General features: G+C 69.8%; 26 protein-coding genes and 1 riboswitch. Of the genes, 9 read left to right on the top strand and 17 right to left on the bottom strand.

Going from position 1 to position 26,992, the window contains the following annotated elements; genetic code table 11:
- Positions 1-21: 21 nt before the first annotated feature.
- On the bottom strand, positions 22-873 hold the full coding sequence (locus CI089_RS03115; RefSeq protein WP_094260215.1) for a sulfurtransferase: 852 nt from the start codon (positions 871-873) through the stop codon (positions 22-24).
- A gap of 62 nt (positions 874-935) precedes the next feature.
- On the opposite strand from CI089_RS03115, the gene CI089_RS03110 reads away from it, so the two are divergent.
- Genes CI089_RS03110 through CI089_RS03100 form a run of 3 tightly spaced genes read left to right on the top strand, consistent with a single transcriptional unit; the run spans position 936 to position 3,561 of the window.
- Positions 936-1,877 (top strand): ABC transporter ATP-binding protein, encoded by a 942-nt coding sequence (locus tag CI089_RS03110; RefSeq protein WP_094260214.1) that lies wholly within the window; start codon positions 936-938, stop codon positions 1,875-1,877.
- Entirely contained in the window at positions 1,874-2,734 is an 861-nt protein-coding gene (locus CI089_RS03105) for an ABC transporter permease (protein ID WP_094260213.1), read from the top strand. Before CI089_RS03110 ends, CI089_RS03105 begins: the two co-directional genes overlap by 4 nt.
- Positions 2,731-3,561 carry an ABC transporter permease gene (locus CI089_RS03100; protein ID WP_094260212.1) on the top strand — a complete coding sequence of 277 codons (831 nt, stop codon included), beginning with the start codon at positions 2,731-2,733 and terminating at the stop codon, positions 3,559-3,561. The genes CI089_RS03105 and CI089_RS03100 overlap by 4 nt, the downstream gene beginning before the upstream one ends.
- A gap of 81 nt (positions 3,562-3,642) precedes the next feature.
- Here the strand turns inward: CI089_RS03100 and CI089_RS03095 are convergent, their stop codons facing one another.
- From CI089_RS03095 to CI089_RS03060, 8 genes are all read right to left on the bottom strand, one after another.
- Positions 3,643-5,085: an MFS transporter gene (locus tag CI089_RS03095; RefSeq protein ID WP_094260211.1), complete on the bottom strand. Its 1,443-nt coding sequence runs from the start codon at positions 5,083-5,085 to the stop codon at positions 3,643-3,645.
- A gap of 221 nt (positions 5,086-5,306) precedes the next feature.
- Positions 5,307-5,657 (bottom strand): Fe-S protein, encoded by a 351-nt coding sequence (locus CI089_RS03090; RefSeq protein ID WP_094260210.1) that lies wholly within the window; start codon positions 5,655-5,657, stop codon positions 5,307-5,309.
- Positions 5,658-5,697: 40 nt separating this feature from the next.
- A complete protein-coding gene (gene ribH / locus CI089_RS03085) occupies positions 5,698-6,171 on the bottom strand; it encodes a 6,7-dimethyl-8-ribityllumazine synthase (protein WP_023955566.1) in 474 nt (157 codons plus the stop codon).
- Positions 6,168-7,487, bottom strand: coding sequence for a GTP cyclohydrolase II (ribA, locus tag CI089_RS03080; protein ID WP_094260209.1), 1,320 nt, complete (start codon positions 7,485-7,487; stop codon positions 6,168-6,170). The genes ribH and ribA overlap by 4 nt, the downstream gene beginning before the upstream one ends.
- Positions 7,484-8,116 (bottom strand): riboflavin synthase, encoded by a 633-nt coding sequence (locus tag CI089_RS03075; protein WP_094260208.1) that lies wholly within the window; start codon positions 8,114-8,116, stop codon positions 7,484-7,486. The genes ribA and CI089_RS03075 overlap by 4 nt, the downstream gene beginning before the upstream one ends.
- Positions 8,116-9,198 carry a bifunctional diaminohydroxyphosphoribosylaminopyrimidine deaminase/5-amino-6-(5-phosphoribosylamino)uracil reductase RibD gene (gene ribD / locus CI089_RS03070; RefSeq protein WP_094260207.1) on the bottom strand — a complete coding sequence of 361 codons (1,083 nt, stop codon included), beginning with the start codon at positions 9,196-9,198 and terminating at the stop codon, positions 8,116-8,118. Before ribD ends, CI089_RS03075 begins: the two co-directional genes overlap by 1 nt.
- A 57-nt stretch (positions 9,199-9,255) precedes the next feature.
- Positions 9,256-9,402, bottom strand: a riboswitch (FMN riboswitch).
- A 90-nt stretch (positions 9,403-9,492) separates the two neighbouring features.
- Positions 9,493-10,356: an Fpg/Nei family DNA glycosylase gene (locus CI089_RS03065; RefSeq protein ID WP_094260206.1), complete on the bottom strand. Its 864-nt coding sequence runs from the start codon at positions 10,354-10,356 to the stop codon at positions 9,493-9,495.
- A 96-nt stretch (positions 10,357-10,452) separates the two neighbouring features.
- Positions 10,453-11,016, bottom strand: a complete 564-nt coding sequence (locus CI089_RS03060) for a GNAT family N-acetyltransferase (RefSeq protein WP_094260205.1) — start codon at positions 11,014-11,016, stop codon at positions 10,453-10,455.
- Between the two features lie 403 nt (positions 11,017-11,419).
- Here CI089_RS03060 and CI089_RS03055 point away from each other — a divergent pair, with 403 nt between their 5' ends.
- Positions 11,420-12,301: an endonuclease domain-containing protein gene (locus tag CI089_RS03055; protein ID WP_256977428.1), complete on the top strand. Its 882-nt coding sequence runs from the start codon at positions 11,420-11,422 to the stop codon at positions 12,299-12,301.
- Between the two features lie 728 nt (positions 12,302-13,029).
- Here the strand turns inward: CI089_RS03055 and CI089_RS03050 are convergent.
- From CI089_RS03050 to sdhC, 8 genes are read right to left on the bottom strand one after another with little or no spacing between them, the layout of a single operon-like run.
- Entirely contained in the window at positions 13,030-13,572 is a 543-nt protein-coding gene (locus CI089_RS03050) for a hypothetical protein (RefSeq protein WP_256977427.1), read from the bottom strand.
- Entirely contained in the window at positions 13,565-14,569 is a 1,005-nt protein-coding gene (gene trpS / locus CI089_RS03045; protein ID WP_094260203.1) for a tryptophan--tRNA ligase, read from the bottom strand. Before trpS ends, CI089_RS03050 begins: the two co-directional genes overlap by 8 nt.
- Before the next feature lie 50 nt (positions 14,570-14,619).
- Positions 14,620-15,459 (bottom strand): exodeoxyribonuclease III, encoded by an 840-nt coding sequence (locus tag CI089_RS03040; protein WP_094261214.1) that lies wholly within the window; start codon positions 15,457-15,459, stop codon positions 14,620-14,622.
- A 33-nt stretch (positions 15,460-15,492) separates the two neighbouring features.
- A complete protein-coding gene (locus CI089_RS03035) occupies positions 15,493-16,653 on the bottom strand; it encodes a YihY/virulence factor BrkB family protein (protein WP_094260202.1) in 1,161 nt (386 codons plus the stop codon).
- Positions 16,654-16,711: 58 nt separating this feature from the next.
- On the bottom strand, positions 16,712-17,482 hold the full coding sequence (locus CI089_RS03030) for a succinate dehydrogenase iron-sulfur subunit (protein WP_094260201.1): 771 nt from the start codon (positions 17,480-17,482) through the stop codon (positions 16,712-16,714).
- On the bottom strand, positions 17,482-19,308 hold the full coding sequence (gene sdhA, locus CI089_RS03025) for a succinate dehydrogenase flavoprotein subunit (RefSeq protein WP_094260200.1): 1,827 nt from the start codon (positions 19,306-19,308) through the stop codon (positions 17,482-17,484). Before sdhA ends, CI089_RS03030 begins: the two co-directional genes overlap by 1 nt.
- A 46-nt stretch (positions 19,309-19,354) precedes the next feature.
- Complete coding sequence (locus CI089_RS03020; protein ID WP_023955540.1) at positions 19,355-19,798, bottom strand: succinate dehydrogenase hydrophobic membrane anchor subunit; 444 nt, start codon at positions 19,796-19,798, stop codon at positions 19,355-19,357.
- On the bottom strand, positions 19,798-20,232 hold the full coding sequence (sdhC, locus tag CI089_RS03015; protein ID WP_023955538.1) for a succinate dehydrogenase, cytochrome b556 subunit: 435 nt from the start codon (positions 20,230-20,232) through the stop codon (positions 19,798-19,800). Before sdhC ends, CI089_RS03020 begins: the two co-directional genes overlap by 1 nt.
- A gap of 189 nt (positions 20,233-20,421) precedes the next feature.
- On the opposite strand from sdhC, the gene CI089_RS03010 reads away from it, so the two are divergent.
- From CI089_RS03010 to CI089_RS02990, 5 genes are all read left to right on the top strand, one after another.
- On the top strand, positions 20,422-21,537 hold the full coding sequence (locus CI089_RS03010) for a mannose-1-phosphate guanylyltransferase (protein WP_094260199.1): 1,116 nt from the start codon (positions 20,422-20,424) through the stop codon (positions 21,535-21,537).
- Between the two features lie 127 nt (positions 21,538-21,664).
- On the top strand, positions 21,665-22,777 hold the full coding sequence (locus tag CI089_RS03005) for a BMP family lipoprotein (RefSeq protein ID WP_094260198.1): 1,113 nt from the start codon (positions 21,665-21,667) through the stop codon (positions 22,775-22,777).
- 85 nt (positions 22,778-22,862) lie between these two features.
- On the top strand, positions 22,863-24,377 hold the full coding sequence (locus tag CI089_RS03000) for an ABC transporter ATP-binding protein (RefSeq protein WP_094260197.1): 1,515 nt from the start codon (positions 22,863-22,865) through the stop codon (positions 24,375-24,377).
- Positions 24,374-25,708, top strand: a complete 1,335-nt coding sequence (locus CI089_RS02995) for an ABC transporter permease (RefSeq protein WP_094260196.1) — start codon at positions 24,374-24,376, stop codon at positions 25,706-25,708. Before CI089_RS03000 ends, CI089_RS02995 begins: the two co-directional genes overlap by 4 nt.
- Positions 25,708-26,985 carry an ABC transporter permease gene (locus tag CI089_RS02990; protein ID WP_094260195.1) on the top strand — a complete coding sequence of 426 codons (1,278 nt, stop codon included), beginning with the start codon at positions 25,708-25,710 and terminating at the stop codon, positions 26,983-26,985. Before CI089_RS02995 ends, CI089_RS02990 begins: the two co-directional genes overlap by 1 nt.
- The last annotated feature ends 7 nt before the right edge of the window (positions 26,986-26,992 follow it).

Below are 26,992 nucleotides of genomic sequence, written 5' to 3'. Positions count from 1 at the left end.
TCGACAGACTAGCGACGCAGCTCAGGCGCCGGTCGCGACCGGCCGATCGGGATGCTGCGACCACTGGCTCCACGAGCCGGGGTAGAGCACCGGCTGATATCCCGCGAGGCTGAGGGCGATGGCCTCGTGCGCGGCGCTGACGCCCGAACCGCAGTAGACGCCGACCGTCGCGCCCGGTTCCGCGCCGAGCGCCGCGAAACGTTCGCGCAGTTCGTCCGGGCTCCGGAACCGCCCCGACTCGTCGTTGTTCTGCGTCGTCGGCGCGGACACCGCGCCCGGGATGTGCCCGGCGCGCGGGTCCATCGGCTCGACCTCGCCCCGGAACCGTTCGCCGGCGCGGGCGTCGAGCAGCAGTCCGGTGCGGGCATGGTCGAGGACGTCGTCGATCCCGAGCACGGGCAACGTGCCGGGCGAGACGACCGCGGTGCCCGGACGCACGGCCGGCGCGTCGCCCTCCTCGAGGTCGAATCCCGCATCGGTCCAGGCGGCCAGGGCGCCGTCGAGCACACGGACGTCGGCGATGCCGGCATCCCGCAGCACCCACCAGGCGCGGCCGCTCGCGAGGTTGGCGACGTCGTCGTAGACGACGACGGTGTCGCCCTCGTCGATGCCCCAGTCGCGCACGGCCGCTTGCAGCGTCTCGCGCGAGGGCAGCGGATGCCGGCCCTCCGCCGGCTCGCCGTGCTCGGCGAGCTGGGTGTCGAGGTCGGCGTAGCGCGCGCCGGGGATGTGGCCCGCACGGAACGCGGGGCGTCCGTCGGGGCGGTCGAGCCACCACCTGACGTCGAGCACCCGCACGGGGCCGCCGTCGGGGTAGCGGCCTGCCACGATGGCGGTTCGGAGGTCAGCGGCAGTGGTGAGGATGCGGTCCATGCGTGCGATTCTCGCGCACCGCGGCCTCGGTCGTCGTCGGACGTCGTCGCTAGTGTTGTCGCGTGCCAGAATCCGTCATCTCCGCCCGTGGGCTGCGCAAGACCTACGCCGTGAAGGGCAAGCCCGATTTCGTCGCCGTCGACGACCTGTCGTTCGAGGTGGCGCCGGGCGAGTCTTTCGGGCTGCTCGGCCCGAACGGCGCCGGCAAGTCCACGACGATGAAGATGATCGGTGCGGTGTCCACCCGCAGCGGCGGCGACCTGCAGATCCTCGGGCTCGATCCCGATCGCTACGGCCCCGAGATCCGGTCCCGGCTCGGGGTGGTGCCCCAGCAGGACAACCTCGACGGCGAGCTGAACGCCCGCGAGAACCTCTACATCTACGGGCGCTACTTCGGTCTGCCGGGCAAGGTCTGCCACGAGAAGGCCGACGAGCTGCTCGCGTTCGCGCAGCTGGAAGACAAGGCGAAGAACAAGGTCGATCAGCTGTCCGGCGGCATGAAGCGGCGCCTCACGATCGCGCGCGGCCTCATCAACGACCCGCGCATCCTGCTGCTCGACGAGCCGACGACGGGCCTCGACCCGCAGGCCCGCCACGTGCTGTGGGACCGGCTGTTCCGGCTGAAGGAGCGCGGCACGACGCTCGTGCTCACGACCCACTACATGGACGAGGCCGAGCAGCTGTGCGACCGGCTCATCGTCGTCGACAAGGGGCGGATCATGGCCGAGGGCACCCCGGCCTCCCTCATCCGCGAGCACTCGAGTCGCGAAGTGCTCGAGGTGCGCTTCGGCTCCGACCGCAACGAGTCCGCGGCCGCGCAGCTACGGGGCATCGGCGATCGCATCGAGGTGCTGCCCGACCGCATCCTCGTCTACGCGCACGACGGTGAGGCGGCCCTCGAGCGCGTGTCCGCGGCGGGTCTCACGCCGCTCACGAGCCTCGTGCGCCGCTCGAGCCTCGAAGACGTCTTCCTGCGCCTGACCGGACGGTCGCTGATCGAATGAGCACCCAGGCCGCACATCCCACGCTCGACGAACTGCGTGCCGAGGCGCTCGCCGGAGGGCGCAAGCCCCGGCGCTACGGCACCTGGTACGTCGCCGAGCACATGATCCGCGCCATGCGCGCCTACGGCTGGACGATCGTCGTCGGCGCCGTCGGGCAGCCGATCATGTATCTGCTCGGGCTCGCGGTGGGCCTCGCGGCCCTCATCACCGCGCCGATCTCCGCTCACGGGCAGGAGGTCGGGTATCTGCCGTTCGTCGCGCCGGCGCTGCTCGTCACCGCCGCGATCGCGGTGGCCTCGGAGGAGATGACCTATCCGGTGATGGCGGGCTTCAAGTGGCGCCGCTACTTCTACGGGTTCAATGCGTCGGCACTGTCGAGCCCCCAGATCGCGAACGGAGTCATCATCGGGGCCACGGCGCGGATGATCGTCGCCGTCTCCGCCTACTATCTCTTCATCTGGCTCCTGCCCTTCGGGGCGGTGCCGAATCCCGCCACGGGGTGGCTGTCGATCCTCGCGGGCGTTGCGGCGGGGATCGCCTTCGGCATCCCGCTCATGGCGTACGCCGGGTCGATCCAGGACGACAAGGGGCAGTTCGCTCTCGTGCAGCGGTTCATCTTCATGCCGATGTTCCTCTTCTCGGGCACGTTCTACCCCGTGGAGACCCTGCCGATCGGCCTGCAGTGGATCGCGTGGATCTCGCCCCTGTGGCACGGCGCCGAGCTGGGGCGCGCGGCGACGTACGGGGCCGACATCGGTGCCGGGATGATCGCCGTGCACGTGCTCTACCTGCTCGCACTCGCCGCCGTCGGCTATCTCTGGGGCCGGCGCGTCTTCACCGAGAGGCTCGCGAAATGAGTGCCGCGATCGTGCGAGAGACGTCGCCGACGGGGCGCCGCGGGGGCGTACGCGCACTGTGGGCCGGCAACCCGGGCGCGGTCGTGCAGCGCGGTCTCATCGCGGCCCGCTCGTCGAGCTGGATCGTCGTGCTCTCGGGCTTCTTCGAGCCCGTATTCTACCTCGCGTCTCTCGGCATCGGGCTCGGCGCGCTCATCGGCGAGGTCGAGACTTCGTCGGGAGCCGAGGTCCCGTACGCGGCGTACATCGCTCCCGCGCTCCTCGCGGTCTCGGCGATGAACGGCGCCGTGTACGACTCGACGTGGAACGTCTTCTTCAAGCTCAACTACGGCAAGCTCTACGAGGGGATGCTGTCGACCTCGCTCGGGCCGCTCGACGTCGCCCTCGGCGAGATCCTGTACGCGCTGCTGCGCGGTCTCGTCTACGCCACCGGCTTCATGATCATCATGCAGGTGCTCGGCCTCAACCTCGCGTGGACCGCCGTGCTCGCCCTCCCGGCGGTGCTGCTCATCGCCTTCGGGTTCGCGAGCATCGGGATGGCCGTCACCAGCTACATGAAGACCTTCCAGCACATGGACTGGATCAACTTCGTCCTGCTGCCCATGTTCCTCTTCTCGGCCACCTTCTACCCGATAACGGTCTATCCCGAATGGGTGCAGGTGATCGTGCAGGCGCTGCCGCTGTGGCACGGTGTCGAGCTGATCCGCGGCCTGACGACCGGCATCCTCTCCGCCGGAATGCTGTGGCACGTGCTCTACTTCGTCGTGATGATCGCGCTCGGTCTCGTCTTCACCACGAAGCGGCTGCGCGCCCTGTTCCTCGACTGACGCCTCGGAGAGCGACCCGCGCAGAAACGACGGATGCCGCGAGCCCGAAGGCCCGCGGCATCCGTCCGTTCGGAGCGGAGATCAGCGCGTGGCTGCCGCGTCGCCGATGTTGGTGTCGTACTCGGAGTCCTTGGTCTCCTTCGACAGCCACAGGGCGATGAAGGTGAGCACGGCGGAGGCCGTGAGGTACACGCCGACGAGCCAGGTCGATCCGCCCGCGAGCGCCCACAGGGTCGTCGCGATGCTGGGGGCGACGGCCGCGCCGAGGATCGACGCCACGTTGTACGAGATGGCCGAGCCGGTGTACCGCACGTTGGTCGGGAACAGCTCGGGGAGCAGCGCTCCCATCGGACCGAACGTCGCGCCCATGAGCATGAAGCCGAGCACGAGGAACGCCTGGACGAGCGCGCCGGTGAACTTGGGGTCGAGCTGCGGCGCGAGGAAGACCGCGAACAGCAGACCGAACACGGCGATGACACCGGTGACCCACAGCAGCAGGGTGCGGCGGCCGATCGAGTCGGCGACGGGGCCCGACAGCAGCGTGAAGATGCCGAAGAAGATGACGCCGACGATCTGCATGATGACGAAGTCGGTGAATCCGAACCCGAGGCCCGGGACGTAGGCCGCCGCGTCGAAGGTCGCTCCCGACGCCTCGGCGGTCGCCTGCGCGGCCTCGAGGGTCGGCTTCGTGCCGTACGCGAGGGTGAAGCTCGTCATCAGGTAGAAGAGCACGTAGGTCGCGAGCATGATGAACGTGCCGAGGATCAGCGCGCGCCAGTGTCCGCGGATGACCGACCCGAGCGGGAACTTGCGGATCGCGCCGGTCTTCTCCGCCTTCGCGAACGTCTCGCTCTCGACGAGCTTGAGACGCACCCACAGGCCGACGATGACCATGACCGCCGAGAACAGGAACGGCACACGCCAGCCCCAGGCGAGGAACTCCTCGGAGCGCTGGGCGGGGCCGTCGGGGTGCGGCAGCGCGAAGTAGATCACGAGGAAGACCGAGTTGGCGATGATGAACCCGATCGGGGCGCCCAGCTGGGGGAAGGTTCCGTACCAGGCGCGCTTGCCCTTCGGGGCGTTCTCGGTGGCCACGAGCGCCGCTCCCGACCATTCGCCGCCGAGGGCGAAGCCCTGCGCCAGACGCAGCACGAGAAGCAGCAGGGCCGCCCACCAGCCGATGTCGTTGAAGGTGGGCAGGCATCCGATGAGGATCGTCGCGATGCCCATCGTCAGGAGCGACGCGACGAGGGTCGCCTTGCGGCCGAACTTGTCGCCGAAGTGACCGAAGACGACGGCGCCGACGGGGCGGGCGATCATCGCCGCGCCGAAGACCGCGAACGAGGCCAGGAGCGATGCGGTGTCGTCGTCGCTCGGGAAGAAGAGGATGGGGAAGACCAGGACGGCCGCGGTCGCGTAGACGTAGAAGTCGTAGAACTCGATCGTGGTGCCGACGAGGCTGGCGGTGATGACGCGGGAACGGGGGTTCGCGGGCGCGGCGGGGGCCGCGGTGGCGGATGACATGTGCGGTGTGATGCCTGTCTGGGAGAACGGGTGAGCGCCCTCGTGGGAGCGTGCCGGTGGGCGGACGTCCGAGGCGGGGTGGTGCGGCGGACGTTCGACGCGGGGATCACCGGCGGCGTCGACGGTGTCGGCGACGCACGATCGTCCATTCTACGGCGGATGCCGCGACCCGGCGTCCGAGTCGCGGCATCCGCGTGCGTGGTGGGCCGGGGCCCGCGTCGTCAGCGCCAGAGCACCGCGATCGCGACGTTGGCCACCGTGCCGATTCCGATCAGCCAGAAGATGGCCGCCGGAACCGCCTGGGTGCGCTTCTGGCGGGCCGAGCCGATGCCCAGCAGTGCACCGATCACGAGCAGGATGACGAGCTTGACGGCGATCTTCGTGTAGTTGAACTCGTGGTCGGTGCCCCACGGTGCTGCCAGGGCGAGCCCGGCGACACCGGCGACGAGGAGGCCGTAGCTCATGACGCGGGTGATACGGCGGGCGCCGAGGGCTTCGACGAGCCAGGCGCCGAAGAGCGTGGCGAAACCGATGAGGTGGACGACGAGGACGATTCCGCGGAGCATTTCCATACCCTCAGCCTACCTGAAGGTATGGGGTTCCGACACGGTGTCAGCCGCGAAGCGTACGCAGCGTCAGCGCCGTGCGCAGTGCGGCATCCGCGGCCTCGGCACCCTTGTCCTCCTTCGAGCCGGGCAGACCCGCCCGGTCGATGCCCTGCTGCTCGTCGTCGAGGGTGAGCACGCCGAAACCGACCGGCTTGCCCGTGTCGATCGCGACGCGCGTCAGCCCGTCGGTGGCCGCCGACGACACGAAGTCGAAGTGGGGCGTTCCGCCGCGGATGATGACGCCGAGGGCGACGACGGCATCCGCTCCGGAATCGAGCGCGGCCTTCGCCACCACCGGAAGCTCGAACGATCCCGGCACGCGCACGAGGCGCCAGGCTGCCCCCGACTCCTCGAGCACGCGCTCGGCACCGGCGATGAGGCCGTCGGTGATGACGTCGTGCCACTGGCCGGCGACGACGACGACCTTCAGGTCGCTCGCGTCGATCTGCTGGCGTTCGGGAGCGCCGTGTCCGCTCATGCGATGTTCTCCGAGTTCTGTCGGGGGTCGGTGGTCTCGTCCGCGGTGGCTGCGACGGTGCCGCGGGCGAGCGCCGCGCTCAGCTCGGCGTCGTCGATGATGTGGCCCATGCGGTCGCGCTTGGTGGCGAGGTACTGGTGGTTGTTGGCGCCCACGCCGACGAGCAGAGGAACCTGCTCGGCGATGTCGAGGCCGAGCGCGCGCAGCTGCGACACCTTGTCGGAGTTGTTCGTCAGCAGTCGGATGCTGCCCACGCCGAGGTCCGCGAGGATGCCGGCCGCCGCCGCATAGTCGCGGGCGTCGGCGGGGAGTCCGAGCGCGAGGTTCGCGTCGAGGGTGTCCAGCCCGCGCTCCTGCAGCTGGTAGGCCCGGAGCTTGTTGATGAGGCCGATGCCGCGACCCTCGTGCCCGCGCATGTAGATGACGATCCCGCCGTCGCGGTCGATCGCGTCGAGAGCGGCATCCAGCTGCGGTCCGCACTCGCACTTGAGCGAGCCGAACGCCTCGCCCGTGAGGCACTCCGAGTGAACGCGCACGAGCGGGGCCGCCTCGGTCAGGTCGCCCGAGACGACGGCGATGTGGTCGGTGCCCGTCACGCGGTCCTTGTATGCGAGGAACCGGAACGCACCGTGCGACGTCGGCACCTGCGCCTCGGCCCGCAGGCTCACGCGGCGCCGGTTCGATGCTGCACCGCCGGCCGGGCGCGGGTCGGTCTCGTCGAGGTGTGCGATGAGCTGCTCGATCGTGATGACCGGGATGCCGTCGCGCTCGCCGAGCTCGAGCAGACCCGGCATCCGCATCATCGAGCCGTCGTCGGCCACGATCTCGGCGATCGCGCCGACGGGCTCGAGACCGGCGAGCTGCATGAGCTCGACCGCGGCTTCGGTGTGGCCGCTGCGCTCGCGCACGCCGCCCTCGACGGCGCGCAGGGGGAGGATGTGGCCGGGGCGGATGACGCTGGCCGGCGTCGACGCGGGATCGGCCAGCACCGTGAGGGTGCGGGCCCGGTCGGCGGCGCTGATGCCGGTGGTCACGCCCTCGGCCGCGTCGACCGACACGGTGTAGGCGGTGCCGCGCGCGTCCTCGTTCGTCTCGACCATCGGGGGGAGGTCGAGACGGTCGGCCCACTCGGCGGGCATCGGAGCGCAGATGAAGCCGCTCGAGTGGCGCACCGTCCACGCGATCCACTCGGGCGTGGCGAGGGCGGCCGACAGGATGACGTCGCCTTCGTTCTCGCGGTTCTCATCGTCGGCGACGATGATCGGCTTTCCGGCCCGCAGCGCGTCGAGCGCCTCGGAGAGGGGAGAAAGGCTCATCGGGAGCCTCCTTCGTTCGAAAGGGTGGTGAATGCCAGCAGCCGCTGGACGTGTCGGGCGAGGATGTCGGTCTCGAGGTTGACCGCGTCGCCGGCGATCCGGTCGCCGAGGGTCGTCGCGGCGAGCGTCTCGGGGATGAGGGAGACCTCGAGCCAGGCCTCCGGCGCGATCGCGGCGCTCACGTCGCTGACGGTCAGCGAGACGCCATCGACCGTGATCGAGCCCTTGTCGACGACGAGCGGGGCGAGGTCGGCGGGCACCGAGATGCGCAGGACGCGCCACTGCTCGCCGGGACGCACCTCGAGCACGCGGCCGAGGCCGTCGACATGTCCCTGCACGATGTGCCCGCCCAGGCGGGTGTGCGCCGCGAGCGCGCGTTCGAGGTTCACGGCCCGGCCCGGCTCGATCCCGGCGAGGCTCGACACGTCGAGGGTCTGGCGCATCACGTCCGCCGTGAACCAGTCGTCGCCCTGGTCGACCACCGTGAGGCAGACGCCGCTGACGGCGATGGAGTCGCCGTGGCCGGCATCCGACACCGCCTTCGGCGCACGCACGGTGATCCGCACGCCGTCGCCCGACGGCTCGACGGCGACGACCTCGCCGATCTCTTCGATGATTCCGGTGAACATCAGGCGTCTCCTTCGGAGGGGGATGTCGGGGGCACGGGGGAGGCGACGATCAGCAGGTCGTCGCCGAGGGTCTCGATCGAGCTCACGCGCAGACGTCGCTGGTCGGCGATCGTCTCGATGCCGAGCGAACGCAGCGCCGGGCGGTCGTCGCCGGCGGATCCGGAGCCGATGAGCGTCGGGGCGATGTAGGCCAGGATCTCGTCGGCGAGTCCGGCGCGCACGAAGGCGCTCGCGATGGTCGGGCCGCCCTCGACGAACACACGCTGCACGCCGAGTTCTCGCAGCTCCGCCATCAGTGAGGGCTCGTTTGGGCTCTCGCCGCCCAGGTTCTCGCCGTCGCGGTGCAGGAACGGTCGCGGATGACGGCGAACGAGCGCGTCGTCGGGCACGGCACGCTGGCCGAGGATGACGGGCATCGGCTGCCGGTCGTACAGGGTGCCGTCCGGGCGCCGGGCAGTCAGAGCGGGATCGTCCGAGAAGAGCGTGCCGGTGCCCACGACGATGGCATCGGCCTCGCTGCGCCGGCGGTGGACGTCTGCTCGGGCGGCGGGGCCGGTGATCCACTGGCTCGTGCCGTCGGGGGCCGCGGCGCGACCGTCGAGCGACTGCGCCCACTTCACGGTGACGTGCGGACGACCGAGGCGCTGCACGGTCAGCCAGTCCTGGATGAGGGCTCGGCCCTCGTCGGCGAGCACTCCGCCGACGACGTCGACCCCGGCATCACGCAGGCGCTGCGCCCCGCCGGCCGAGGCGTCGCCCGGGTCGGGCGCCGAGTAGACCACGCGCGCGACGCCGGCCTCGATGAGCGCGAGCGCGCACGGGCCGGTGCGGCCGGTGTGGTTGCAGGGCTCGAGGCTCACGACGGCGGTGGCGCCGCGGGCGGCCCCGGCGGGCAGCTGAGAGAGGGCGTCGACCTCGGCGTGCGGAGTGCCCGCGCCGCGATGCCAGCCCTCCGCGAGCACCGAGCCGTCGGGCGCCAGGAGCACGGCGCCGACCTGGGGGTTCAGCCCGCGCGGACCGTTGCCGGCGAGCTCGAAAGCGCGACGCATCGCGGCGATCTCGCGGTCGGTGGTGCCCGGCATCCTTCGTCCTTCGGTCAGTCTCCGGGGACGCGGGTGGGCGCGCGCAGCGCGAACGCTGCCGTGCTTCCTCTCATCCGGACTAGCGACTTGCGTCGCATCACCGTCGGTCCCGGAATTCCACCGGATCAACCTCTCGGCCCGAGGGCCTCGAGGGTCGCGGACTCTCACCGCCGGTTCGGATTCTCACCGACCCCGGAGCACGTTCAATACTCCGATCGTACTCAACGCGGGGACGCGCGCGGCATTCCCGACTCGCATCGTCATGTGCGGGGCTGGCGGTCTGCCGAGCGGACGCTACTTGAGCAGCCGGGAGAGGCGCCGGTCAGCGAGCAGCTTGCCGCCGGTCTGGCACGTCGGGCAGTACTCGAGGCTGTTGTCGGCGAAGAAGACGCTGCGCACCTCGTCGCCGCAGATCGGGCACGCTTCGCCGCGGCGGCCGTGCACCCGCATCCCGCGGCGCTTCGCGTCCTTCAGATCGGCGGGCGGCTTGCCGGATGCCGCGGCCACGGCTTCGGCGAGCGTCGCGCTGAGGGCTGCGTAGAGGCGGTCGATCTCGGCGTCGTCGAGGTTCGCCGCCAGTGCGTACGGCGACAGCTTCGCGACGTGGAGGATCTCGTCGGAGTAGGCATTGCCGATGCCGGCGACGATCGACTGATCGCGCAGCACGCCCTTGATCTGCGTGCGGCGGCCCGCCAGCAGGCTCGCGAGGGCGTCGCGGTCGAACGAGGGATCCAGCGGGTCGGGACCGAGCCGTGCGATGCCCGGCACCTCGGCCGGATCGCGAACGACGTAGACCGCGAGCGACTTCTTCGTGCCGGCCTCGGTCAGATCGAAACCGGAGTCGTCGTCGAACCCGATGCGCAGCGCGATCGGGGTCTTGCCGGGGCGGATGACGGTCGACGGCAGCACGTCGTACCAGCGCAGCCATCCCGCCTTGGCGAGGTGGAACACGAGGTGCGTGCCGCTGTCGGTGGCGAGGTCGACGAACTTGCCGTGGCGGGCTGCGGCGGTCACGGTCGTGCCCTCGAGGGTCTCGATCGGCGGGTCGTAGGTCTTCAGGGCCGAGATCGCGCTGACCCGGGCCTTGACGATGCGGCGTCCGGCGAGGCGACCGCCGAGGTAGTCGACGAGTCCCTGCACTTCCGGCATCTCGGGCATGGCGTCATCCTGGCACGCACCACCCCCACGGGGCACGGGGTTGCGCGCGGATCGCGGTGTGGTTCAGGGGTGGTTCGGGCCTGGTTCAGGCCCCGTTCAGTCGGCGAGGATCGGCCACGGCTGCGGGGCGCGGTCGTCAGCAGGCAGGATGCCGGCGATCCAGCCGTCGTGGCGACCCCGGACGTCGGAGAGACCCTGGCGCAGCATCCCCTCGTACCGGAAGCCGAGACCGCGCGCGGTCCGCGCTGAGGCGATGTTGCCGGCGATGGCTCGCCACTCGATCCGCGCGAGCGCCAGCGGCTCGGCGAACCCGAAGTCGATGACCGCCCGTGCGGCCTCGCTCAGGTAGCCGTGGCCGCGCGCCGGCGCGCTCATCCAGAACCCGATCTCCGCCGCGCCGCCGGGGCTCGTGCGGTGGAGACCGATCATGCCGATCCAGGCGCCGTCTCGGCGGATGCCCCACGTCAGCTCGGACTGCTCGTCCCACCAGGCCGCGGCCTTCGCGACGAAGTCCTCGGCGTGCGAGCGGTGGTAGGGCGAGGGCAGGGTCGTCCAGCGCGGCACCTCCGGGTCCTGAGCCGCGGTCGTGATCGCATCGACGTCCGCGAGCGTGGGGATCGAGAGCTCGAGCCGCGCAGTACGCAGGGTCACCGGTTCCATCCCCCGACCCTACTGAGGTCTGCCGGGCGGTTCGATCGCGCCCAGCCTTCGTCGCTGTGCCGCGGACAGGCTCAGCCCGGTGCCGCCGTGCCTCGCGGCCCCGGGCCCCGCTCTCAGCCTGTTGGCGGCACGCGTTTCAGCTGTCCCGGGGGACCGAGCTCCGGTCAGCCGACAGCTCGCGCGTCGACGGATGACTCGTCGTTGTGTGCGTGCCAGGCGGCGTCGAGCCGTGCCGTCAACAGGCTGCAGGCGCCACGGGGCGTCTCATCGTGCGACGTGCGGCGCCTGAGCCTGTTGGCGGCACGGAACCAGCGGCTTTCCCACAGGCTTCGGGTGAGCTGAACTGCTCACAATCTCCTCCTACCCCGGCCGTGCGCGGGGTCACGGAAGACACCGTGTCGGCATGGACCCTCACGCCTCGTCAACATGGCTTCCCGCAGAGATCATGGAGTTGCGTTGCTGGTCGACATCCGATCTGCGCGCAGGCGGTCTCCGCAAGCGCGACATCGCGGATGCCGTCGCCGCCGGCCGACTCGTGAGGCCCCGGCGGGGGTCGTACCTCGTCGCGGACGCGCCACCATCCGTCGTCGCCGCGGTCTCGCTCGGCGGTCGTCTCACCTGTGTGAGCCTGTTGCGCCTTCTCGGGGTGTTCGTCCTCGAGCCGGCCGGGCCGCATGTGCAGCTACCGCGGACGGCCTCCCGTGTGCCGACGCGCGAGACCCTCGCGGGGTCGAAGTCGGTGCTGCATTGGACACCTCCCATCGCTCCGCGCCCCAGATGGTTCGCATGCTCGAGCATGATCGACGCGCTGGTGCGTGCGGTGCAGTGCCAGCCGCTCCGAGCTGCCGTTGCCACGCTCGACAGTGCGCTTCACCTCGGGCTGCTCCAGGCTGCGGATCTCGACAGCGTCTTTGCGGCCCTGCCTCTCCGATACCGCCCGCTCCGGCGTCTGATCGACGGGCGGGCCGAATCCGGACCGGAGACGCTCATGCGGCTCCTCCTGCGCGGAATCGCCAAGACGGTCGAGGTTCAGGTGCGCATCCCCGGAGTGGGACGAGTCGATCTGCTGGTCGATGGATGGCTGATCGTGGAGTGCGACAGCGATGCTCACCATTCCGGGCTCGACGCGCGCCGACGAGACAGCGCGCGCGACCTCGCGGCCGCAGCCCTCGGCTACCTGACGCTACGACCGATGGCGGCGGACATCATGTGGCGACCCGATCGGGTCCTCGAAGCCGTGCGCGGCGTTCTCGCATCCGGTGTGCGGCCGGCTCGCGTGCGCTGACGCTTCGACCAGCGGATGCCTGCTGCTCTGCGTGCCGTGCGCAGGCTGAGACGGCTCGCGGTGGGGCGTAGGGGCTTGGGTGGGGCGCTGAGCCTGTTGACGGGACGGGGATGACGCGAAGACAGGGCTGTTCTCCGGCCCGCCCGGCGCGTGGAGCGGTTCTCGGTCGGCGGGTCGACCGGTCTCGGTCGCCGGTCGACCGGAGTGCGGATGCATGCTGCTCCGCGTGCCGTCCGCAGGCTGAACCGGCTCGCGGTCGCGCGTAGAGGCTTGGGTGGGGCGCTGAGCCTGTTGACGGAACGGGGATGACGCGAAGACAGGGCTGTTCTCCGGGCCGCCCGGCGCGTGGAGCGGTTCTCGGTCGGCGGGTCGACCGGTCTCGGTCGCCGGTCGACCGGAGTGCGGATGCATGCTGCTCCGCGTGCCGTCCGCAGGCTGAACCGGCTCGCGGTCGCGCGTAGAGGCTTGGGTGGGGCGCTGAGCCTGTTGACGGGACGAGGAGACAGGGCGCCGGCGCGAGGGCTACTCCACAGGACAGCGACGGCTACTCCACAGGACAGGGACGGCTACCCCGCAGGACGGGGACGGCTACCCCGCAGGACGGTGCCGGTAGGCCCGCCGGCGGCGACGGGGGTTCCGGCAGCCCCGCCGGTCGCGACGGGCCGCCGGCAGCGGACGGGGCCGCCCGCAGCGGACGGGCCCTCGCAGCGGCGGGGGCGCTCCCGGGATCAGACCGACGGGTTCTGCGAGATGTAGACCGCCATCGCGGCGAGGTTCGACAGCGGGGCCATCGCACCGTTGCGGGGCGCGTCGAAGACCATCGCTTCGACGCCGGCCTCGGCGTACGACGCCACCCACGCGGCTGCCGACGGAAGCGGCACGGCGAGCAGACGCGACGCCTCCTCCTCGGCCAGGCCGAAGCCGAGCGCGGCTTCATGCGCCCGGTCGGCTGTGGAGAACGCGAAGATCACGGCGCCCTCGTCCGAGCGCAGGGCGAAGGGAGTGGGCTCGTCGTCGGAGCCCCGGGCGATGAAGAGCCAGCGGTCGAGCGCGAAGGCGGCGCGCCAGAGCCGCTCCTGCACGGCGGCGTCAGTGGGGGAGGCCTTCGACGCGGCCGCCGCCTCATCGAGCGCCTCGATCAGCTCGGGCGCGGGCTCGACCGGCAACTCAGCGGGCATCTCCGCGGGCGTGCGCACCTCCGCGGCATCCTGGCCGCCTTCGGCCGCAGCCGGAAGCTCGGTGTCGCGCTCGGTCGATTCGTTGTCAGACACGACGCAGCAGTCCCAACTTGTCGTAGACGTCACCGAGGGTGCGGTCGGCGACCTCGTCGGCACGCGCCGCGTTCGACGCGAGCACCCGGTCGAGCTCGGCGGGGTCGTCGAGCAGCTCGAGGGCGCGCTCGCGGACCGGTCCGAACTCGGAGACGACGACCTCGGCCAGGCCCTTCTTGAAGTCGCCGTAGCCGCGACCGGCGTACTCGTCCTCGATCGAGGGGATCTGGCGGCCGGTCAGCGCGGCGTAGATGACGAGCAGGTTCGAGACGCCGGGCTTGTTCTCCCGGTCGTAGCGCACCGAGCCCTCGGAGTCGGTGACGGCCCGCATGACCTTCTTCGCCGACACCTTCGGGTCGTCCAGCAGCCACAGCACACCGGCATCCGACTCGGCCGACTTCGACATCTTCGAGGTCGGGTTCTGCAGGTCGTAGATGCGGGCGGTGTCCTGCTGGATGACGGGCATCGGCACGCGGAAGGTCTCACCGAAGCGCGAGTTGAACCGCTCGGCCAGCGTTCGCGTCAGCTCGACGTGCTGCTTCTGGTCGTCGCCGACGGGCACGATGTCGGTCTGGTAGAGCAGGATGTCGGCGGCCATGAGCACGGGGTAGGTGAAGAGCCCGACGTTGGTGGCGTCGGCGCCGTACCGCTGCGACTTGTCCTTGAACTGCGTCATCCGGCCGGCCTCGCCGAACCCGGTGATGGTCGAGAGCACCCAGGCGAGCTCCGCGTGCGCGCGGACATGCGACTGCACGTAAAGCGTCGAGCGCGAGGGTTCGATGCCCGCCGCGATGTACTGCGCCGCGGTGCGCCGGGTCTTCGCCCGCAGCTCGGCGGGGTCATTCGGCTGGGTGAGAGCGTGCAGGTCGACGACGGAGAAGAACGCGTCGTAGGTCTCCTGCAGGTCGCGCCACTGCATGAGAGCCCCGATGTAGTTGCCGATCTGGAGCGAATCGGCGGACGGCTGCATTCCGGAGTACAGGCGGGGCTTGGTCACCAGAGAAGTCTACGGGCGTCGCCCCGAGCACCGGAGCCGCGAGCCTCCGATCAGCCCGGGAAGACGTAGTCCGCCACGACGGGGGCGTGGTCGCTCCACCGGGTGTCCCACGAGGGCGCACGCACGACGCGATAGTCGGTCACTCGCTCGGCCAGCCGAGGCGTGGCGAGGTGGTAGTCGATGCGCCAGCCGGTGTCGGTGTCGAACGCCTTTCCGCGGTTGGACCACCACGTGTAGGGGCCGTCGACCTCGCCCGCGAAGGTGCGGCCCACATCGACCCACCCGAGTCCCGTGCCCCGTTCGCCGTCGACGGTGTCGACCTCGACGCCCGCGGGTGCGGTGAACCGGTCGAAGTAGGCGCGTTCTCGCGGCAGGAACCCTGCCTTCTTGCGATTGCCGCGCCAGTTGCGGATATCGAACTCGCGGTGCCCGACATTCAGGTCGCCCGTGATGACGGCGAGCGGGCCGAGCAGCGGCATCCGCTTCTCCATCGCATCGAGGAAGGCGTACTTCGCGACCTGCTTCTCGGTGTCGGCCTCGCCGGTGAAGACGTACGCGCTGACGACCGTGAGGTGCTCTCCCGCGACCTCGATGTCGGCCTCGACCCAGCGTCCCTTCGAATCGAGGTCGTCGTCGCCGAGCTCGATGCGCCAGACGTCGAGCGGCTCGCGGGCAGCGATCGCGACACCCGCGCGCCCCTTCGCGAGCGCCTCGTCCGAGACGAAGTGCCAGCCCGGCAGTGCCGCGGCGAGATCGGAGGCCTGGGCACGGACCTCCTGGAGGGTCAGGATGTCGACGTCGGCGGTCTCGAGCCACTCATGCATGCCCTTGCGGGCGGCGGCGCGGATGCCGTTGACGTTGACGGAAGCGATGCGAAGACGGCGTGACACGTCTGCCAGCGTAACCGCGACGTCCGACACGGCTCAGCGATCGGGGGAGCCCTCCGCATCGAGGCGTCGCAGCAGCTCGCGCGCCCGATTCACATCGTGGCGGGCCGGGACGCGCTGCCACCACCCGGCCTCGGCGAGAGCATGCTCGGCGTCTCGCAGCTGCGCCTCGGCGACCACGCGCAGGGCTCGTCGCTCGTCGGCGCGCCGCTCCTCCTCGGTCTTGACCTCGAGCGGGATGCCGTCGTCCGCGGCCGACACCGCGACCCATGAGGCCGCGACGAGGATGACGATTCCGGCGAGGCGCAGCCAGAGGAGGAACCCGATGAGCACCGAGAACGTCGCCAGGAGCGGGTTCGTGGGGGAGTAGACGGCGAGGAAGCCGGCACCCAGCTGCAGCACGCTCAGCGCGGTCCCGCCGAATATCGATCCGGGGATGATCTTCCGCCACGGCAGCGCGGTGCCGGTGAGGAATCGGATGAGCGCCGTGAGGGCGGCGGCGTTGATGACGATCGCGACCAGCACCGACGCGAGCCGGCTCAGCACGTCGATCGTCGTCGACTCGTAGGGGATCTCGAAGAGGTCGAACAGTTGCCGGACGATGCCACCGGCGACGAGGCCGAGCGCGGCGCCGAGCACGAGCACGAGGCCGAACAGCAGGGCGGCGCCGAAATCGCGCAGCTTCAGGAGCACGTAGTTCCGGGTGTCGAAGGGGAGCCCGAAGATGTCGCGCACGGCGCGGCGGGTGAACGTCACGAAGCCGATCGCCGTCCAGATCGCGACCGCAAGCGCGACGGCACCCGTCACCGCCAGGACGCTGCCGCTGTTGCGCGCGATGTCGGCGACGTCGCTGGGGGAGACGGGGCCGCTGCCGGAGATCAGGCCGGGGATGTAGCTGTTGACGACGTCGATCAGGGCGTCGATCGCCATCGACGAGCCGCCGAGCCAGAGGCCGACGACGGCGAACGCCGTGTAGATCGTGGCGAAGAGGGCGAAGAGCGACTGATAGCTGATGCTCGCCGCGAGGAGGAAGCCGTTGTGGCGCAGGAAGTGGCGCCAGACGCGGATCGGGAACCAGCCGAGCGTGCGACGAGTGATCGTCGTCGCACGCTCGATGGGCTGGTCGAGGCGCTCGCGCAATCGGGACGAGTCCCATCGTTCGCGCAGCGCATCTGTCGCCGAGGGGTCGGGATCCACGCCTTCGAATCTACCCGCGGCGGGAGCGCCAGCTGATCGGGCTCGGGGCCCGTCCGACTCAACGCCCGCGCAGAACCGCCTGCTTGACCTCGGCGATCGCCTTGGTGACCTCGATGCCGCGCGGGCAGGCCTCGGTGCAGTTGAAGGTCGTGCGGCAGCGCCACACGCCCTCCTTGTCGTTGAGGATGTCGAGGCGCACGTCGCCCGCGTCGTCGCGCGAGTCGAAGATGAAGCGGTGCGCGTTGACGATCGCGGCGGGGCCGAAGTACTGGCCGTCGGTCCAGAACACGGGGCACGACGAGGTGCACGCGGCGCAGAGGATGCACTTGGTGGTGTCGTCGAAGATCTCGCGGTCGGCGATCGACTGGATGCGCTCCTTGCCGGCCTCGGGCTTCGAGTTGGCGATGAGGAAGGGCTGCACGTCGCGGTAGGAGGCGAAGAACGGCTCCATGTCGACGACGAGGTCCTTCTCCAGCGGCAGACCCTTGATCGCCTCGACGTAGATCGGCTGCGAGATGTCGAGGTCCTTGATCAGCGTCTTGCAGGCCAGGCGGTTGCGCCCGTTGATGCGCATCGCGTCGGACCCGCAGATGCCGTGCGCACACGAGCGGCGGAAGGTCAGCGACCCGTCGACATCCCACTTGATCTTGTGCAGGGCGTCGAGGACGCGGTCGGTCGAGTAGAGCTCGACGTCGTAGTCGACCCACCTCGGCTCGCTGTCGACCTCGGGGTCGAAGCGCCGGATGATGAAGGTGACCAGGAACGACTGGATGCCGGTGTCGTTCGCCGCCTCGGCAGGGGCCGCGGCATCGGTTTCGACGATCGTCATCAGTACTTCCTCTCCAGCGGCGGGTACCGCAGTTCGCCGTTCTCGTTCTTGGTGAACACGACGGGCTTCCAGTCGAGCCGGATGTGATCCTCGGCGTGCGACGAGTGGGGGTCGCCCGACAGATAGGCCATCGTGTGCTTCATGTAGTTCTCGTCGTCACGCGTCGGGAAGTCGTCGCGCATGTGTCCGCCGCGGCTCTCCTTGCGGTTGCGAGCGGCGACCACGACGACCTCGGCGATGTCGAGCAGGAAGCCCAGCTCGACCGCCTCGAGCAGATCGGTGTTGAACCGCTTGCCCTTGTCGTCGACGTGGATGTTCTTGAACCGCTCGCGCAGGTCGGCGATGACGTCCATGACGTGCAGGAGCGACTCCTCGGTGCGGAACACCTGGGCGCCCTTGTCCATCTCGTCCTGGAGCGTCTTGCGCAGGACGGCGATGCGCTCGGTGCCGGGGTTGTTGCGTACGCCCTCGATGAGTTCGCGCACGTCCTTGGCGGGGTCCGCGGGCAGCGGCACGAAGTCGGCGGTCTTGACGTACTCGACGGCGTTGCGGCCGGCGCGCTTGCCGAACACGTTGATGTCGAGCAGCGAGTTGGTGCCGAGGCGGTTGGAGCCGTGCACCGAGACGCACGCGCACTCGCCGGCCGCGTAGAGGCCCGGCACGACGGTGGTGTTGTCGGCGAGGACCTCGGCCTCGACGTTCGTGGGGATGCCGCCCATCGCGTAGTGCGCCGTGGGCATGACGGGCACGGGCTCCACGACCGGGTCGACACCGAGGTAGGTGCGTGCGAACTCGGTGATGTCGGGGAGCTTGGTCTCGAGGACCTCGGCGCCCAGGTGCGTGCAGTCGAGCAGCACGTAGTCGCGGTGCGGTCCGGCGCCGCGGCCTTCGGCGACCTCCTGCTGCATGCACCGCGAGACGATGTCGCGGGGAGCGAGGTCCTTGATAGTGGGGGCGTAGCGCTCCATGAATCGCTCGCCCGAAGCGTTGCGCAGGATCGCGCCCTCACCGCGGGCACCTTCGGTGAGAAGGATGCCGAGACCGGCCAGGCCGGTCGGGTGGAACTGGAAGAACTCCATGTCCTCGAGCGGCAGGCCCTTGCGCCAGACGATGCCGACGCCGTCGCCCGTGAGGGTGTGGGCGTTGGAGGTCGTCTTGTAGATCTTGCCGAAGCCGCCGGTGGCGAAGATGACCGCCTTCGAGTGGAAGACGTGCAGGTCGCCGGTGGCCAGGTCGTAGGCGACGACGCCGGCGGTCTGGGTCGAGCCGTCGGGGGCGGTCACCGTGATGAGGTCGAGCACGTAGTACTCGTTGAAGAAGTTGATGCCGAGCTTGACGCAGTTCTGGAACAGCGTCTGCAGGATCATGTGGCCCGTGCGGTCGGCGGCGTAGCAGGCGCGGCGGACCGGCGACTTGCCGTGGTCGGCGGTGTGGCCGCCGAATCGGCGCTGGTCGATCTTGCCGTCGGGCGTGCGGTTGAAGGGCAGGCCCATGTTCTCGAGGTCGATGACCGCGTCGATGGCCTCCTTCGCGAGGATCTCGGCCGCGTCCTGGTCGACGAGGTAGTCGCCGCCCTTGACGGTGTCGAAGGTGTGCCACTCCCACGAGTCCTCTTCGACGTTGGCGAGCGCCGCCGCCATGCCGCCCTGCGCCGCACCGGTGTGCGAGCGGGTCGGGTAGAGCTTCGAGATCACCGCGGTGCGGGCGCCCGGACCGGCTTCGATCGCCGCCCGCATGCCGGCGCCGCCGGCGCCGACGATGACGATGTCGAACTGGTGGTAGTGGATGCCGTCCTTGACGACGACCTCTTCGGTCTGGGTGCTCACGGGGCGAGCCTTTCGTTGCTGTGATTCACGTCGTCGGAGCGCAGGGTCAGCCCTGGCAGGTCTCCCAGAGCATGCTGTCCGCCGTCACTCCGAGGCAGGGGTCGAAGGTGAACACGACCAGGGTTCCGAGCAGGATCAGCAGGCCGGCCGAGAGCCAGATGGCCCAGACGAGGACCTTCCGCGCCGTTGCGCCGGTGACGTAGTCGTTCACGATCGTGCGCATGCCGTTCGCGCCGTGGATCAGGGCGAGCCACAGCATGAGGACGTCCCACCACTGCCAGAACGGGCTGGCGAACTTGCCCGCCACGAACGCGAAGTCGATGCCCTTGATGCCCTCGCCGAGCATCAGGTTGACGAAGAGGTGGCCGAAGATCAGGACGACCAGCAGCACGCCGGAGGCGCGCATGTAGACCCAGCCCCACTTCTCGAGGTTGGCGCCCTTCTTGCGGACCTGCGGGCTGCGGGGAGCGGCAAGGGTGTCGGCGGTCATCAGTGACCCCCTCCAATCTCGGAGAGAACGATGGGCACGTGACGAGCCGCGAAGCCGATGATCGTGACGGCCCAGACGGCCAGCACGCCCCACCACAGCTGACGCTGATGACGCGTGGCCCACGGCCACAGGTCGACCGCGATGATGCGCAGGCCGTTGAAGGCGTGGTACACGATCGCGGCGACGAGGGCGACCTCGCCGAGACCCATGATCGGGTTCTTGTAGGTGCCGATGACGGCGTCGTAGGCCTCGGGCGACACGCGGATCAGCGCGGTGTCGAGCACGTGGACCAAGAGGAAGAAGAAGATGGCCACGCCGGTGATGCGGTGAAGCACCCACGACCACATGCCCTCGTTGCCGCGGTACAGCGTGCCGCGCGGGGTCTTTGAAGTGGTCTGGGCTACCGACGGTGTGACGCGTGCTGGTGCAGACACGGTCGTCCTCCCTGGATCGAACACGGTTCGTGGGGGCGATCGATGCCCCGGTGGGGTGGTTGACCCCCGGCGTCACATGGGCGCACATCGATTCTAGGCCGGGAAAATGACGCGGGGCGACGAAGGGCACCCTAAAGAAACGGGGTTCTTGCGCCGGGGCGGGCGTCTGCGCCCCGGTACGCTCGGAGCATGGTCGACGAGATCCCGGACTTCTACGCCGTCATCCCCGCGGGAGGCGTGGGCAGCAGGCTGTGGCCGCTGTCGCGTGCCGACGCGCCGAAGTTCCTGCACGACCTCACGGGGTCGGGGCACTCGCTGCTGCGCGACACGTGGGACCGGCTCGCGCCCCTCTCCGGTCCCGACCGGATCGCTGTCGTCACCGGTCGCGCGCACCGTGCGGCCGTCGAGGCTCAGCTCCCCGGCATCCCCGACAAGAACGTCTTCCTCGAATCGGAGCCGCGCGACTCCGCGGCCGCGATCGGTCTGGCAGCCGCGATCCTGCACCGCCGGCATCCCGACGTCATCATCGGCTCGTTCGCCGCCGACCACGTCATCCGCGGCAGCCGGGTGTTCGAGTTCGCGGTCCGCGACGCGGTCGAGGTCGCACGCGAGGGCTACATCTGCACGATCGGGATCACCCCCTCCGAGCCCGCGGTCGGCTTCGGCTACATCAAGCGCGGAGGCGAGCTCATCGTCGAGGGCGCCCGTGACGCCTCTCTCGTCGAGCGATTCGTCGAGAAGCCCGACCTCGAGACCGCGCGTGCCTACGTCTCCGACCGGTCGTATCTGTGGAACGCGGGCATGTTCATCTCGCGCGCCGACGTCCTGCTGGCCGAGATCGAGGCCAACAGTCCCGAGCTGCACGCGGGGCTGCTCGAGCTCGCCGAGGCCTGGGACGACCGCGACCGGCGCGGCCCCGCCGTCGACCGCATCTGGCCGAAGCTGAAGAAGATCGCGATCGACTACGTCGTCGCCGAGCCGGCTGCCGAGAAGGGCAAGCTCGCCGTGGTTCCCGGGCACTTCGACTGGGATGACGTCGGCGACTTCGCGAGCCTCGCGAAGCTCAACTCCAACGGGCGCAAGAACGACCTCGCCATCCTCGGTGAGAACGCGCGCATCCTGTCGGACGCCGCCAGCGGGATCGTCGTGAGCCACACCTCGCGCGTCATCAGCCTCATCGGAGTGAAGGACATCGTCGTCGTCGACACCCCGGATGCGCTTCTGGTGACCACGAGCGAGAACGCCCAGCGGGTCAAGCACGTCGTCGACGCCCTCAAGCTGACGGGCCGCGGCGACGTTCTGTGACGCGCACATTGCGTCTTTGTAACCATTCGCGGGGCGGAGTGCGTCCGGCGTGCAACCCGGGCGAAACAGTAGGTAACTTCATTCCAGCCGCCGCGAAGTCCGCGGCGCCTTCAATGTGGAGGCTGCATTGACACTCTCGACCCCTCAGAAGCTCGTCGGCATCACAGCTGCCGCGGGCCTTCTCGTCGCCCTCGCCGGTTGCGGAGCCGCACCCGATGAGGCCGGCGGATCCGCCGCACCCGAGGCGGGCTCGGACTTCACCCCCTGCCTCGTCTCCGACGAGGGCGGCTGGAACGACCGTTCGTTCAACCAGTCGGCCAAGGAAGGCATGGACCGCGCGGCCAAGGAGCTCGGCGTGGAATCGATCGAGGTCGAGTCCACCACCGAGAACGACTACGGCCCCAACCTCGAGACGCTCGTCTCGGAGGGCTGCGACCTGATCGTCGCGGTCGGCTACAAGCTCGCCCCGGCCACCGTCGCGTCGGCCACGGCGAACCCCGACATCAACTACGCGATCATCGACGACTACGCCGACACCGACTTCGACGGCAAGACCGACGCCCCGAACATCAAGCCGCTGGTGTTCAACACCGCGGAGGCCGCCTACCTCGGCGGCTACGCGGCGGCTTCGTGGTCCGCTGAGGCGGGCGTGAACAAGGTCGGCACGTTCGGTGGCGACAAGTTCAACTCGGTCACCGTCTTCATGGACGGCTTCCAGCTGGGCGTCGAGAAGTACAACGAGGACAAGGGCGCGAACGTCGGCGTCGTCGGCTGGGACATCACGGCTCAGGACGGCAACTTCACCGGCGGCTTCACCGCCAACGACACCGCCAAGCAGGTCGCCCAGGGCATCCTCGACCAGGGTGTCGACGTGATCCTGCCCGTGGGTGGCCCGATCTACCAGAGCGCTGCCCAGGCCATCCGCGAGGGCAACAAGGATGTCGTCATGCTCGGCGTCGACAGCGACCTCGCCGTCTCCGACGACACCGTCGCCGACCTGACGCTCGTGTCGATCCAGAAGGCGATCGATGTCGCCGTCTACGACGCCACGGTCGCCGCCCAGAGCGGTGACTTCACGACCGACCCGTACGTCGGCACGCTGAAGAACGAGGGTGTCAAGCTGTCGAGCTTCCACGACTTCGAGTCGCGTCTGCCGGCCGGTCTCGCCGACGAGCTGACCGCCCTGCAGGAGGCGATCGTCGCCGGTGACATCACCGTGGACTCGCCGAACTCTCCGTGAGCTCATGAGTCGTCGGGGCCGGGGAACGCGAGTTCCCCGGCCCCGACCGCTGTCCACCCATCATCCGTCGCATAGATTGGCCGACATGAAGCTCGAACTCCGGGGCATCACCAAGCGCTTCGGCACCCTGGTCGCCAACGATCACATCGACCTCGTCGTCCGGCCGGGCGAGATCCACGCTCTCCTCGGGGAGAACGGCGCCGGCAAGTCGACCCTCATGAACGTCCTCTACGGCCTCTATGAGGCCGACGAGGGCCACATCCTCCTCGACGACGTCGTCCAGGACTTCCGCGGACCCGGTGACGCCATGAGCGCCGGTATCGGCATGGTGCACCAGCACTTCATGCTCGTGCCGGTCTTCACCGTCGCCGAGAACGTCATGCTCGGTCACGAGAACACCAAGGGCCTCGGTGTCCTCGACCTCGCCGCCGCTCGCGCGCACGTGCGCGCGGTGGCCGATCGTTTCGGCTTCCAGATCGACCCCGACGCCGTCGTCGGCGATCTGCCCGTCGGCGTGCAGCAGCGCGTCGAGATCATCAAGGCCCTCTCGCGCGAGGCGAAGGTGCTCGTGTTCGACGAGCCCACCGCCGTTCTCACTCCGCAGGAGACCGACGAGCTCATGGCGATCATGCGCCAGCTGCGCGACGAGGGCACCTCGATCGTCTTCATCACCCACAAGCTGCGCGAGGTCCGCGAGGTCGCGGACCGCATCACCGTCATCCGCCTGGGCAAGGTCGTCGGCGAGGCCTCGCCGACCGCGAGCAACGCCGAGCTGGCTGCGCTCATGGTCGGCCGCCCCGTCGAGATGGTCGTCGCCAAGGGCGCCCCGAACGTGGGGGAGGGCGGCCTCGTCCTCGACGGCATCCGCGTCGTCACGCCCTCGGGGATCGTCGTCGTCGACGACGTCGACCTGCAGGTGCGCTCGGGCGAGGTCGTCGCCGTCGCCGGTGTGCAGGGCAACGGCCAGACCGAGATCGTCGAGGCGATCCTCGGGCTGCTGCCGATCGACCACGGCTCGATCCGCCTCGACGGCGACGAGCTGGGCGGCCGCAGCGTGCGAGCGATCCTCGACCGCGGTGTCGGATTCGTGCCCGAGGACCGCAAGGAGGACGGGCTCGTCGGAGCCTTCTCCGTACAGGAGAACCTCATCCTCGACCGCTCCGACGACCGCGCCTTCAGCCGCGCGGGCACGATCGACCGCCGGGCCCTCGAAGCTTTCGCCCGCGAGCGCATCACCGAGTACGACATCCGTACGCAGGGCCCCGACACCCCGGTCGGCACCCTGTCGGGCGGCAACCAGCAGAAGGTCGTCATCGCGCGCGAGATGGCCCGTCCGCTGCGCCTTCTCGTCGCGGCGCAGCCCACGCGCGGCGTCGACGTCGGCAGCATCGAATTCATCCACAAGCGCATCATCGAGGCCCGTGACTCCGGTGTCGCCGTCCTCGTCGTCTCGACCGAGCTCGACGAGGTGGTCGCCCTGGCCGACCGCATCGCGGTGATGTACCGCGGTCGCATCGTCGGCGTCGTCCCGGCGACGACGCCGCGCGACGTGCTCGGCCTGATGATGGCCGGCGAGGTCCCCGAGGAGTCAGCAGCATGACCACCCCCACCCCCGGTCCCGGTCCCGACCTGCCCGTCGAGCCCGCGGACTCTCAGCTGCCGCCCGTCGGCGGCCCCCTGACGGGCAAGCCCGAAGTGGCTCCGCCGCCGACGACGAACCGCGTCATCACCGAAGTGATGCGCAGCAGCGCCGTCATCACCCTGCTCGCCATCGTGCTGGCGCTCATCGTCGGCGGAATCATGATGGCCGTCACCGACGAGCGCGTGGCAGCGGCATCCGGGTACTTCTTCGCGCGTCCGGGAGACACCTTCGTCGCGATCTGGCAGTCGGTGTCGGGCGGTTACGACGCGCTGTTCCGCGGCGCCGTCTTCAACACGCGCGTCGACGACTTCGCGACGCAGATCCGTCCGCTCACGAACACCCTCGGCTTCGCGGCCCCGCTGATCGCCGCCGGGCTCGGCGTCGCGCTGGCCTTCCGTGCCGGTCTGTTCAACATCGGCGGGCGCGGCCAGATCCTCATCGGTGCCGCCTTCGCGGCGCTCGTGACGTTCAACCTCGACCTGCCGATGTTCATCCACCTGCCGCTGACGCTGATCGCCGGCATCGTGGGCGGCGCCCTGTGGGGCGGGCTCGTCGGCCTGCTGAAGGCGCGGACCGGAGCGCACGAGGTGATCCTCACGATCATGCTCAACTACATCGCCTACTACCTCGTCAGCTGGATGGTGCGCACCCCCTCGCTCCTGCAGCAGCCCGGGACGACGCAGTCGATCTCGCTGCGCACCCCGGCCTCCGCGCAGTTCCCCGAGCTGCTCGGTCCGCAGTATCCGCTGCTGGACTGGGGCTTCATCGTCGTCATCATCGCCACGGTCGTCGTGTGGTGGGTCATCGAGCGCTCCAGCCTCGGCCTGCGTCTGCGCGCTGTGGGTGAGAACCCCCACGCCGCACGCGCCGCGGGCATCTCCGTCGAGCGCATGTACATCTACGCGATGCTCTTCGCCGGCGGACTCGCGGGCCTCGCCGCCATGAACCAGGTGCAGGGTCAGGTCACCACCGGCTTCACCGGCTCGATCGACGCGGGCATCGGATTCGACGCGATCACGGTCGCCCTGCTCGGGCGTTCGCGTCCGTGGGGCGTCTTCGCCGCCGGCATCCTGCTCGGCGCGCTCAAGGCGGGCAGCTTCACGATGCAGGGCTCCGAGGGCATCCCCGTCGAGATCGTGCTCGTGGTGCAGGCGCTCATCGTCCTCTTCATCGCGGCGCCGCCGCTCGTGCGGACGATCTTCTTCCTTCCCAAGACCGAAGCTGAGAAGCGCGCGTCGGGCCGCACGAAGAACTCGTCGCGCCGCGCAGCTGTGAAGGCGGGTGCCTGATGGCAACGACCGATCTGACCTCCGCCGCCGCGGCCCCCGCCGCGGTGAAGGTCCGCCACCTCAAGCCGGCGATCGCCCTGGGCGTGGCGACGCTGCTGCTGGCGCTGCTGTTCGCCCTGGTCCCGCGCGGCGGCACGAGCACGTTCCGCCTCGCCGACGGCGGCTCGACCATCCCCATCCCCGACATCGCGCTGCCGACCGGGCCGACCAGCTGGACGCTGCTCGCGCTGATGGCCGTCATCACGGCGGTCGCGGCGTGGGACGCGCTCTCGTACCGTCGCCCGCGCACCTGGCTGGTCGCGGTAGCCGGATTCGTGGGTGTGTTCGCCTTCCTCGTGTGGGCGGCGGCCGAGGGGCTCGTGCCCGTCATCGGTCTGCTGTTCGGCGCGGTGTCGCTGTCGGTGCCGCTCATCTTCGGTGCCCTCGGCGGCGTCATCGGTGAACGCGTCGGCGTCGTGAACGTCGCCATCGAGGGACAGTTCCTGCTCGGCGCCTTCGGCGCCGTGGTCGTCGGCAGCATCACCGGCAACCCGTTCATCGGACTCATCGCCGCCATGATCGGCGGCGTCCTGGTGAGCCTCGTGCTCGCCGTCTTCTCGATCCGGTACCTCGTCGACCAGGTCATCGTCGGTGTCGTGCTCAACGTGCTCGTGACCGGACTCACCGGCTTCCTCTTCGGCGCGCTCCTCGCGCCGAACGAGGCGACGCTCAACCGGGCGACGACGTTCCAGCGCCTGCCGATCCCGCTGCTCAGCGACATCCCCGTCATCGGACCCGTGCTGTTCAACCAGACGTTCATCGTCTACCTGATGTACGTCACGGTCGGTCTCGTCGCGTGGGGCCTGTACCGCACCCGCTGGGGCCTGCGCCTGCGCGCCGTCGGCGAGCACCCGCAGGCGGCGGACACCGTCGGCATCAAGGTGAACCCGACCCGGTTCTGGAACGTCAGCCTCGCCGGAGCGATCGCCGGAGCCGGTGGCGCGTACTTCACGCTGGTGTCGGTGCCGACCTTCACCAAGGAGATGACCGCGGGCCTCGGCTTCATCGCCCTCGCCGCCGTCATCTTCGGACGCTGGGACCCGATCCGCGCCACCCTCGCGGCGCTGCTGTTCGGCTTCGCGACGAACCTGCAGAACCTGCTGACGGTGCTGCGGACGCCGATCCCCAGCGAGTTCATGCTCATGCTGCCGTACCTCGTGACGATCCTCGCGGTCGCCGGGTTCGCGGGGCACATCCGTGGGCCGGCCGCCGCCGGCAAGCCGTACATCAAGGGGTGACGCTGCT

It is taken from the genome of Microbacterium sp. Yaish 1 (assembly GCF_002245215.1).
Classification (GTDB): Bacteria; Actinomycetota; Actinomycetes; order Actinomycetales; family Microbacteriaceae; genus Microbacterium.
Note: the sequence above shows the minus strand (reverse complement) of the source record. Positions and strands in the feature narration are given on the sequence as shown.